We start from the raw sequence: 11730 nt of genomic DNA, 5'->3' as shown, positions 1-11730 counted from the left end.
CGCCTCGACCACATCCACCTCGGACACCGACAGACCAGCACTCGCCAACGCCTGCCGGATCACCCGCTGTTGCGACGGACCGTTCGGCGCCGTCAGACCGTTCGACGCACCGTCCTGATTGATCGCCGAACCCCGCACCACCGCCAGCACCGGATGACCGTTGCGCTCCGCGTCCGACAGCCGCTCGACCAGGAGGACGCCCGCGCCCTCCGACCACCCGGTGCCGTCCGCGTCGGCCGAGAAGGCCTTGCAGCGACCGTCGGCCGCCAGTCCGCGCTGTCGGCTGAACTCCACGAACGGTGCGGGGGTCGCCATCACCGTCACACCGCCCGCGAGGGCCAGCTCGCACTCGCCGTTGCGCAGCGCCTGCACCGCCAGGTGCAGCGCCACCAGCGACGACGAACAGGCCGTGTCGACCGTGACGGCAGGCCCCTCCAGACCGAAGGCGTAGGAGAGCCGACCGGAGATCACGCTCGCGGCGTTGCCGGTGCCGAGGAAGCCCTCGACGCCCTCGGGCAGCACGGTGAGGCGCGAGGCGTAGTCGTGGTACATGACGCCGGCGAAGACACCTGTGCGGCTGCCGCGCAGCGACGTCGGCTCGATGCCGGCCCGCTCGAACGCCTCCCACGAGGTCTCCAGCAGCAACCGCTGCTGCGGGTCCATGGCGAGGGCCTCGCGGGGCGAGATGCCGAAGAACGCCGGGTCGAAATGGCCCGCGTCGCGCACGAACCCGCCCTCGCGGGCGTAACTGGTGCCCTGGTGGTCGGGGTCGGCGTCGTACAGCGCCTCGATGTCCCAGCCGCGGTCGTCCGGGAAGCCGGAGACGGCGTCCCGGCCCTCCACGACGAGCCGCCACAGGTCGTCCGGGGTCTCCACACCACCGGGATAGCGACAGCCGAGACCGACGATGGCGATGGGCTCGTCGTCCCGGAGGACGGTGGCCGCCGGCGCGTTCAACACCGGCGCGGCACCCATGAGTTCGTTGTGCAGGTGCGTGGCGAGGATCGTCGCGGTCGGGTGGTCGAAGACCAGCGTGGCGGGCAGCCGCAACCCGGTCGCCGAGGCGAGCAGGTTGCGCAGTTCGACGGCGGTCAGCGAGTCGAAGCCCAGCTCGCGGAAGGAGCGGTCCGTCGCCACCGCTTCCGGCCCGGCGTACCCGAGGACCGTGGCGACCTGGCTGCGCACGGTCTCCAGCACGTGAGCGGTCTGCTCCTCGACCGTCATCCGGCCCAGCCGCCCGGCCAGGGCGTTACCGCTGTCCGCGGCCTGCGAGGCGCGGCGCACGGTGGCCCGGACCAGGCCGCTGAGCAGCGGCGGGACCGGGCCGGCCCGCAGCGCGGCCAGGTCGAGCTTCACCGGCACCAGCAGCGCCTGCTCGGAAGCCGTCGCGGTATCGAAGAGCGCCAGACCCTCGGCCGCCTCCAGAGGCAGCACGCCGCCCCGGCCGAGGCGCGAGACATCCTTGTCGTCGAGCGCGTCGGCCATGCCGGAGGCCTCGGCCCACAGACCCCAGGCCAGCGACGTCGCCGCCAGCCCCAGCGCCCTGCGGTGCTGGGCCAGAGCGTCCAGGAACACGTTGCCCGCCGCGTAGTTGGCCTGACCCGCACCACCGAAGACTCCGGCGGCCGAGGAGAACACCACGAACAGGTCCAGGTTCCCCGTGAGTTCGTGCAGGTGCCAGGCCGCGTCCACCTTCGGACGCAGGACCCTGGAAACCCGCTCGGCCGTCAGCGAGCCCACTGTGCCGTCATCCAGCACACCGGCCGTGTGGACCACACCCGAAACCGGATGCTCCGCCAACAGCGCGGCCAGCGCCGCACGGTCGGCCACATCACACGCGGCCCACACGACCTCCGCACCCAACTCGGTCAGCTGGGACGTCAGTTCGGCCGCACCAGGGGCCTTCGCACCTCGACGCGAGACCAACAACAGCTTCCGCACACCGCGTTCCGACACCAAATGCCGCGCGAACAGGCCACCCAGCGCACCACTCGCACCCGTCACCAGGACCGTACCCGCCGACGTCACGGGCTCCACATCGGCAACGATCGCCCGAGTCAACCGCGGCACCAGCAGCGCACCCTCACGCACCGCGACCTCCGGCTCGCCCGAGGCGAGGGTCACGAGGGCGGGGTCGGGCAGCCCAGGGCCGTCGACGTCCAGCAGGGCGAACCGACCCGGGTTCTCGGTGGCGGCGGAGCGGACGAGACCACGCACCGCCGCACCGACGAGGTCGGCCACGGGGTCGCCGGTGCGGGCGGCAACGGCACCACGCGTGACGAACACCAGGCGCGCGGCGGCGAACTTGTCTTCGGCCAGCCACTCCTGGGCCAGCGCGAGCGCGGCGGCGACCCGTCCGTGCACGGCGTCGGGCAGCCCGGCGCCGTCCGTGACCGCGTCGGCGTCCGGCTCCACATCGACGATCACCAACTCCGGTACCCCGCCCGTTGCGATGGCAGCCAGGTCGGCGTAACGAGGGGCGTTCACATCGGGGAGCCCGGCCCCCAGGACGGCACGGCTCGGAGCCGGCGCCGAACGGTCGGCCGGGACCTCGGTCCAGTCGATCGCGTACAGCGAATCCTGCCGACCACCGCGCGCGGCGCCGATCTGCTCGGCGGAAATGGCGCGCAGCACCAGCGAGTCAACGGAAGCGACGGGTTCGCCCGTGGTGTCGGCGAGCTCCAGCGACACCGCGTCGCGACCGGCCGGGGCCAGCCGCACCCGTACCGCCGAGGCACCCGTCGCGTGCAGCCGCACGCCGCTCCAGGCGAACGGCAGTCGGGCGCCCTCCTCCTCACTGCCGGACGGGGCGTCGCCCAGGGCGAGGGTGTGCAGGGCCGAGTCGAGCAGGGCCGGGTGCAGCCCGAAGGCGTTCGCGTCGGTCCCCGCTCCACCGGGCAGTGCCAGCTCGGCGAAGAGCTCGTCGCCGCGCCGCCAAGCCGCGCGCAGCCCCTGGAACAGCGGCCCGTACGCGAGGCCCGCGGCGTCCAGCACCTCGTACGCGCCCTCCGCCGGCAGTGGGTTCGCACCGGCCGGCGGCCACGCGCCCAGGTCCGTGCCGGCGGGCCGTACCTCGTCGGTGAGCAGGCCTTCGGCGTGCCGCAGCCACGGCTCTTCCTTGAGGTCGGGCCGGGAGAACACGGCGACCGGCCGCCGGCCGGATTCGTCGGGCGGCCCGACGGTCAACTGCACCTGTACGGCGCCCTGTTCGGGCAGCACCAGCGGGGCCTGGAGGGTCAGTTCGTCCAGCGCGGGGCAGCCGACGCGCTCGCCTGCGTGCAGGGCGAGCTCGACCAGGGCCGTGCCGGGGAGCAGCACGGAGCCCATGACAGCGTGGTCGGCCAGCCAGGGGTGGGTGCGCAGGGAGAGCCTGCCCGTGAACACGCTGCCGTCGGCGTCCGCGAGCGCGACCACCGCGCCCAGCAGCGGGTGCCCGGCCGGGGCCATGCCCAGCCCGGACGCGTCGCCGGGCAGCACGGCACCGGCCTCGGGCCAGTAGCGCTCGCGCTGGAAGGCGTACGTCGGGAGGTCGACCCGGCGGGCGCCGGAACCGGCGAAGTACGCGGCCCAGTCGACGCGCGTGCCGTGAGCGTGAGCCTGGGCCAGGGCGGTGACGGCGGTCTCGGCCTCGTCGCGGCCGGCGCGCAGGACGGGGACGAAGGCAGTGGTGTCGGCGTTCTCGACGCATTCCTGGGCCATGGCGGAGAGCACACCGTCCGGACCCAGCTCGACAAACGTGGTGACACCAGCGGCTTCCAGGGCGCGGATGCCGTCGGCGAAACGGACCACCTCACGGACGTGCCGCACCCAGAACTCGGGCCGCGTGAGCTCCTCCGGAGCGAGAGCACCGCTCACATTCGAGATCACCGATATCTTCGGCAGCTCGTACGTCAGTGACTCCGCGACCTCGCGGAAGGCGTCCAGCATGCCGTCCATGTGCGGCGAGTGGAAGGCATGGCTGACGGTCAATCGCTTGGACTTGCGGTCCTTGAACGATCCGGCGATCCGCTCGGCCTCGTCCGCGTCACCGGCGATGACGACGGACCGCGGCCCATTGATCGCGGCGATGCTCACCCGCTCGTTGAGCAGCGGGGTGACCTCATCCTCGGTCGCCTGGAGCGCGATCATCACGCCGCCCTCGGGCAGCGCCTGCATCAGCCGACCACGGGCCGACACCAGCTTGCAGGCGTCCTCCAGGCTCAGCACCCCGGACACATGCGCGGCAGCGATCTCACCGATCGAGTGCCCGGCAACAAAGTCCGGACGCACACCCCACGACTCGAACAATCGGAACAACGCCACCTCGACCGCGAACAACGCAGGCTGCGCGAACTCCGTACGGTTCAACAGCTCGGCGTCCTCGCCGAACAGCACGTTCTTCAGAGGGAGTTCGAGATCCAGCCGCCCCGCCACAGCGTCCAGCGCCGCCGCGAACACCGGCTGCGAGGCGTACAACTCACGCCCCATACCCAGCCGCTGACTCCCCTGCCCCGTGAACAGGAACGCCGTGCGACCGCTCTTGGTGGCCGTGCCCTGGAGGACTTCGGTGACCGGGCGGCCCTCGGCGAGGGCGTCGAGACGGGCGAGCACGGTGGCGGCCGTGTCGTTCGCGCCGGTCAGGATTACGGCCCGGTGGTCGAAGGCGGCACGGCCGGTGGCCAGTGACTGGGCGAGGTCGGTGAGCGTGACGTCCGGGTGGGCCGCGAGGTGGCCGTGCAGGGCGCGCGCCTGGGCGGCCAGGGCTTCTGCGCTGCGCCCGGAGAGGCGCAGCGGTAGTACGGCCGGGGCAGCGGGGCGCTCGACCGGCTCGACCGGCTCGGCCTGCGGTTCCTCCGGGGCCTGCTCGATGATCGTGTGGGCGTTGGTGCCGCTGATACCGAAGGAGGAGACACCCGCTCGGCGCGGCCGGCCGGTCTCGGGCCAGGCCACGGGCTCCGTCAGCAGCGATACCGCGCCCTCGGTCCACTCGACATGCGACGAGGGCCGCTCGGCGTGCAGCGTCCTGGGCAGGGTGCCGTGGCGCATCGCCATGACCATCTTGATGATGCCCGCGACACCGGCCGCGGCCTGGGTGTGCCCGAGGTTGGACTTGATGGAGCCCAGCCAGAGCGGCTGGTCGGCGGTGTGCTCGCGGCCGTACGTGGCGAGCAGCGCCTGCGCCTCGATCGGGTCACCGAGCATCGTGCCCGTGCCGTGCGCCTCGACCGCGTCCACCTCGGACGCGGACAGCCCCGCGCTCGCCAAGGCGGCTCGGATGACCCGCTGTTGGGACGGACCGTTGGGCGCGGTGAGGCCGTTGGAAGCGCCGTCCTGGTTGATCGCCGAACCCCGCACCACCGCGAGGACGGGGTGCCCGTTGCGGCGGGCGTCGGACAGTCGCTCGACCAGGAGCATGCCCGCACCCTCGCCCCAGCCGGTGCCGTCGGCGTCCGCGGAGAAGGCGCGGCAGCGGCCGTCGGGCGACAGGCCGCGCTGTCTGCTGAAGCCGACGAACGTGCCCGGCGTGGCCATGACGGTCACACCACCGGCCAGCGCCATGTCGCACTCACCGTTGCGCAGCGCGTGCACGGCCATGTGGAGCGCGATCAGCGAGGAGGAGCAGGCCGTGTCGATGGTGACGGCCGGACCCTCCAGGCCGAAGGTGTAGGAGACGCGGCCGGAGGCGATACTGCCGGTGCTGCCCGAGCCGAGGGTGCCGTCGGCGCCGTCGGCGGAGCCCTCCACCAGGGTCGCGTAGTCGTGGTACATCACGCCGGCGAAGACTCCGGTACGGCTGCCGCGCACGGTGGCCGGGTCGATGCCGGCCCGTTCGAACGCCTCCCAGGTGGTCTCCAGCAGCAGCCGCTGCTGCGGGTCCGTACCGACGGCGTCGCGCGGCGAGATGCCGAAGAACGTCGGGTCGAAGGCGGCGGCGTCGTGCAGGAAGCCGCCGTGCCGGGTGTACGAGGTGCCGGGGTGGTCCGGGTCGGGGTCGTACAGCGCCTCGACGTCCCAGCCGCGGTCGCTGGGGAAGCCGGAGACGGCGTCCACGCCACCGTCCAGGAGCTGCCACAGCTCCTCGGGGGTGGTGACACCACCGGGGAAACGGCAGCTCATCGCCACGATGGCGATGGGGTCGTCGGAGACGGCCGCGGGCGCGGGCGCTCCGGTCGCCGACTGGGCCGTGGCCCCTCCGAGTTCGCCGGCCAGGTGGCGGGCGAGCACCAGGGAGGACGGGTGGTCGAAGACGAGCGTGGTGGGCAGTCGGCGGCCCACGGCGGCACCGAGCCGGTTGCGCAGCTCGACAGCGGTGAGGGAGTCGAAGCCCAGCTCGCTGAAGGCGTGCTCGGGGTCGACGGCGTCCGGAGAGGCGTGGCCGAGCACATCGGCGACGTGCCGCAGCACCACATCCAGCAGCACACGTTCGCGTTCGCCGGCGTCGAGTCCCAGGAGCCGCTGCTCCAACGCGGGCAGGTCCGTCGCGCTGCCGGCGGAGGCGGCGCGCCGCACGGGGGTGCGGACCAACGCCCGCATGAGAGGCACGACTTCGGTGCCCGCCGTCGGAACGGTGAGCCGCATGGGCACGAGCAGGCCCGGGGCCGGACCGGTCGCGCCGAGGGTGTCCGCGAGGTCGAGCAGGGTGAGGCCCTCGGCAGCGGTGAGGCCGTGGACGCCGGCGCGCCGCATCCGGTCGCGGGCGGTGTCGTCGAGCGCGCGTGCCATGCCGTCGGCGTCCTCCCACAGACCCCAGGCCAGTGAGAGGCCGGGCAGACCGGCCGCACGCCGGTACTGGGCAAGGGCGTCGAGGAAGCTGTTGGCGGCGGCGTAGTTGCCCTGTCCGGGGGCGCCGAACACACCGGCGGCCGAGGAGAACAGGACGAACGCCGAAAGATCGCGGTCGCGGGTCAACTCGTGCAGATTCAGGGCGGCGTCGGCCTTGGGCCGCAGCACGGTGTCCAGTTGCTCGGGGGTGAGCGAGTCGACGACGCCGTCGTCCAGGACACCGGCGGCGTGCACCACACCCGTCAGCGGGTGCGCCTCGGACACGGACGCGAGCACCGCGGCCAGCGCGTCCCGGTCGGCCGCATCGCACGCGGCCCACGTCACGATGGCGCCGAACTCCTCCAGTTCAGCGGTCAGTTCGGCCGCACCCGGGGCCTGCTCTCCGCTGCGGCTGAGCAGCAGCAGGTGGCGTGCCCCCCGCTCGGCCGCCAGGTGCCGGGCGACGAGCCGGCCGAGCGTACCGGTGGCGCCGGTGACCAGCACCGTGCCGTTCGCGTCGTACGTCGGCGCCTCGGCGGGCTCACCGGCGGGTACGCGGGCCAGTCGGGGCGCGAGCACGGCGCTGTCACGCAGGGCCAGTTGGGGCTCGTCGCCGGCGAGTGCGGCACCGAGCAGGTCGAGCGAGGGCGCAGCGGCGTCCACGAGGAGGAAGCGGCCCGGGTGCTCGGACTGCGCGGAGCGCACCAGGCCGTGGACGGCGGCGTGCACCGGGTCGGTCACCGCGTCCTCGTCGCGCGCGGCGACCGCGCCCTCGGTGAGCAGGACCAGCCGGGTGCGGTCGAGCCGCTCCTCGGCGAGCCACCGCTGGAGCAGGGCCAGCGTGCGGTGCGCGGCCGAACGTACGGCCTCGGGGGTGGGGGCGGGCGCCTGCGGGTACGGCACGAGGACCGCGTCCGGGGCGGTCTCGCCCGCGTCCAACGCCGCCACCAGGGCGGCGAGATCGGCGTACCGCGCCGCCTGCTCCCCCGCCACCGGGAGGCCCGCGTCACGCCTGGCCTCTGCCTCCGCGAGGTCCGCGTCACGGTCGCCGCTCGCCATCGCGAGGCCCGCGTCACCTTCGTCCCTCGCCGTCGCGAAGTCCCCGAGCACGGTCCACCGCACCCCGGCCTCTCCGGCCGGAAGCGTCACCGGGGCCCAGTCCACCCGGAACAGCGAGTCGTGCCCGCGCCCGGTGGCGAGGTCACCCGCCGAAACGGCCCGCAGCGTGACCGACTCGATGTCGGCGACGGGCCGACCGGCGCCGTCGGCCAGGGCGAACGACACCGCGTCCGCGCCGGCCCGGGCGAGCCGTACGCGCAGCACGGAGGCGCCCACGGTGTGCAGGGACACCCCGCTCCACACGAACGGCAGCCGGCCCCGGCCGGTGTCCTCGACGAGCCCGCCGAGGCCGATGGCGTGCAGCGCGGCGTCCAGCAGCGCGGGGTGGATTCCGAACTGCGTGTGCTCGGCACCCTGTTCGGCCTCCGTGGCCACCTCGACGTACACGGCGTCGTCGGTGCGCCAGGCGGCGCGCACACCGCGGAAGGCGGGCCCGTACTCCAGACCGGCCTCGGCGAGTCCGGCGTACAGCTCCTCGACGGGCAGCGGTACGGAGCCGGTGGGCGGCCACTCGGCGAGGGAGGTGGCCGGTTCGGGGGCGCCGGTGCCGAGGACGCCGTCGGCGTGCCGGGTCCACGGTTCGAGGGGGTCCGCGCCCTCGGGGCGGGAGTGCACGCCGAGGATGCGTCGGCCGGTCGCGTCGGGGGCGCCGACCCACAACTGGAGCTGCACGGCGCCCTGTTCGGGCAGCACGAGCGGGGCTTGCAGGGCGAGCTCCTCCAGCAGGTCGCAGCCGACCTGGTCGCCGGCGCGGATCGCCAGCTCGACGAAGGCGGCGCCGGGCAGCACGACCGAGCCGTGCACGGTGTGGTCGGCCAGCCAGGGATGGGTGTCCAGGCCCAGCCGGCCGGTGCAGAGGAAGCCGTTGGTGTCGGCGAGCGCGACGGCCGCGCCGAGCAGCGGGTGCCCGGCGGAGCCGAGCCCGGCCGCCGTGACGTCGCTCGCGGGCCGCCCGGCGTCCAGCCAGTAGCGCTCGCGCTGGAAGGCGTACGTGGGCAGATCGGCGCGCCCGGCGCCCGAACCGGCGTGGTAGGCGGCCCAGTCCACGGTCACGCCCCGCACATGGAGGCGGGCCAGGGCGCCGGTCACCGCCTCGGTCTCGGGGCGGTCCTTGCGCAGCAGGGGCACGACGGCGGCGGGAGTGTCGGTGAGGCATTCCTCGGCGAGCGCCGACAGGACGCCGTCGGGGCCCAGTTCCACGAAGTGCGTGACGTTGCGGGCGGCGAGGGTGCGGATACCGTCGAGGAAACGGACGGCCTCGCGGACGTGGCGCACCCAGAACTCGGGCTGCGTCAACTGCTCCGAAACGAGTGCACCGCTCACATTCGAGACCAGTGCTGTCCGAGGGGTCGCGTAGGTGATGCTCTCCGCCACGGCGCGGAATTCGTCGAGCATGCCGTCCATGTGCGGCGAGTGGAACGCGTGACTGACCGTGAGTCGCTTGGACCTGCGGTCGCCGAACGATCCGGCGATCCGCTCGGCCTCCTCCGCGTCACCCGCGATGACCACCGACCGCGGACCGTTGATCGCCGCGATGCTCACCCGCTCGTTCAGAAGCGGAGCGACCTCGTCCTCCGTCGCCTGAAGGGCGATCATCACGCCACCCTCCGGCAGCGCCTGCATCAACCGACCCCGAGCAGCCACCAGTCGGCAGGCGTCCTCGAGCGAGAACACCCCCGCCACATGCGCGGCAGCGATCTCACCGATCGAATGCCCGGACACGAAGTCCGGCCGCACACCCCACGACTCGACGAGCCGGAACAGCGCCACCTCGACGGCGAACAGCGCCGGCTGCGCGAACTCCGTACGGTTCAGCAACTCCGGGTCGTCCCCGAACAGCACGTCCTTCAACGGCAGTTCGAGATCCAGCCGCTCCGCCACAGCGTCCAGCGCCGCCGCGAACACCGGCTGGGACGCGTACAACTCACGCCCCATACCCAGCCGCTGACTGCCCTGCCCCGTGAACAGGAAGGCCAGCTTGCCGGCGACCGGGCGGCCCCGGACGACGCCGGGGACGGTCCGCTCGACGTCGAGGTCGAGGTCGGCGAGGGCCGCGAGCGCGGCGGTGAGACCGTCGCGGTCGGGGGCGGTGAGCACCGCCCGGTGCTCGAAGTCGGTGCGCCCGGTGGCGAGGGTGTGGGCGACGTCGAAGGTGCCGAGGTCGGGGTGGTCGGTCAGGTGGGCGTGGAGGCGGGCGGCCTGGGCGCGCAGCGCGGCCGGGGTGCGCCCGGAGAGGTTCCACACCGCAGCCCCGGGAGCGGGCGCGGCGGCCCCGGGCGCGGCGGGCTCCGCGGTCTGCTCGGGCTCGGGGGCCTGTTCCAGGACGGTGTGCGCGTTGGTGCCGCTGATGCCGAAGGAGGACACCGCGGCGCGGCGCGGGCGGCCGGTCTCGGGCCAGGGGCGTCGCTCGGTGAGGAGCTCGACGGCGCCCTCGGTCCAGTCGACGTTGGGCGTGGGCTCGTCCGCGTGCAGGGTGCGCGGCAGGACGCCGTGGCGCATGGCCATGACCATCTTGATGATGCCCGCGACGCCGGCGGCGGCCTGGGTGTGGCCGATGTTCGATTTGACGGAGCCCAGGTACAGGGGCTGTCCGTCGGTGTGCTCGCGCCCGTAGGTGGCGAGCAGGGCCTGGGCCTCGATGGGGTCGCCGAGGGTGGTGCCGGTGCCGTGCGCCTCGACCGCGTCGATGTGCGCGGCCGGCAGGCGGGCCTCGCCGAGGGCCTGGCGGATGACGCGCTGCTGGGACGGGCCGTTGGGGGCCGTGAGGCCGCTGCTGGCGCCGTCCTGGTTGACGGCGGAGCCACGGACCAGGGCGAGCACGGGGTGACCGTTGCGGCGGGCCTCGGACAGCCGCTCCAGTACGAGCATGCCGGCGCCCTCGCCCCAGCCGGTGCCGTCGGCGGAGGCGGCGAAGGACTTGCAGCGGCCGTCGCCGGCCAGACCCCGCTGTCGGCTGAACTCCGTGAAGGTGCCGGGCGTGGACATCACGGTGACACCGCCGGCGAGGGCGAGCGTGCACTCGCCCTTGCGCAGCGCCTGGGCGGCGAGGTGCAGCGCGACCAGCGAGGAGGAGCAGGCCGTGTCGACCGTGACCGCCGGGCCCTCCAGGCCGAGGGTGTAGGCGATGCGGCCGGAGGCGATGCTGCCGGAGCTGCCGTTGCCGAGGAAGGGCTCGACCTCCTCGGCGACACTGAACAGCCGGGCCGCGTAGTCGTGGTACATCAGCCCGGCGAAGACGCCGGTGCGGCTGCCGCGCAGTGTGGTCGGGTCGATGCCGGCCCGCTCGAACGCCTCCCAGGAGATCTCCAGGAGCAGCCGCTGCTGCGGGTCCATGGCGAGGGCCTCGCGCGGGGAGATCCCGAAGAAGGCGGGGTCGAAGTCGGCGGCGTCGTGCAGGAAGCCGCCGACCTTCTCGTACGCGTCGATGCCCGACTCGGGGTCGGGGTCGAACAGGACGTCACCCGGCCAGCCCCGGTCGGTGGGGTAGGGGGTGGCCGCGTCGACGCCGCCCGCGACGAGCTCCCAGAGCCGTTCGGGGGTGTCGACGCCACCGGGGTAGCGGCAGCTCATCGCGACGACCGCGATGGGTTCCTGCTCGCGTTCCTCGACCTCGCGCAGCCGTCGCCGCGCCTCGCGGAGGTCGGTCGTCGCCCGCTTGAGGTAATCGAGGTACTTCTCCTCGTTCACCATTACGCCATCCCCGTGGTCTTGGTCGGAATGCTCGCGCGGAGCAGGTGGGTCATCAGGAAGGTCATCAGGAAGGGGCCGGTGGGGGCCGCCCGGAGGGGGCCGGTGACGGCGGCCGGGTGCCGCCCCGTCACCGGGGGCCCGCTCACAGCCCGCCCCGGAGCCCGGCCGGGCCGGTGCCGG

Annotated in this window: 2 protein-coding genes; both read right to left on the bottom strand. The window is 73.7% G+C overall.

Translation table 11 applies throughout. The features are described 5' to 3' along the window. Nucleotides 1-11550: SDR family NAD(P)-dependent oxidoreductase (locus ACZ4N5_RS41970; protein ID WP_467762238.1), on the bottom strand; the 11550-nt coding region annotated here is incomplete at its 3' end. Next, entirely contained in the window at nucleotides 11550-11696 is a 147-nt protein-coding gene (locus ACZ4N5_RS41965) for a hypothetical protein (RefSeq protein WP_467762237.1), read from the bottom strand. The genes ACZ4N5_RS41965 and ACZ4N5_RS41970, both read right to left, overlap by 1 nt. Nucleotides 11697-11730 lie beyond the last annotated feature (34 nt).

The sequence above is a fragment of the Streptomyces sp. NPDC026500 genome (genome assembly GCF_055567635.1).
The sequence above is the reverse complement of the archived record's forward strand: the minus strand, read 5'-3'. Positions and strand labels throughout refer to the sequence as shown.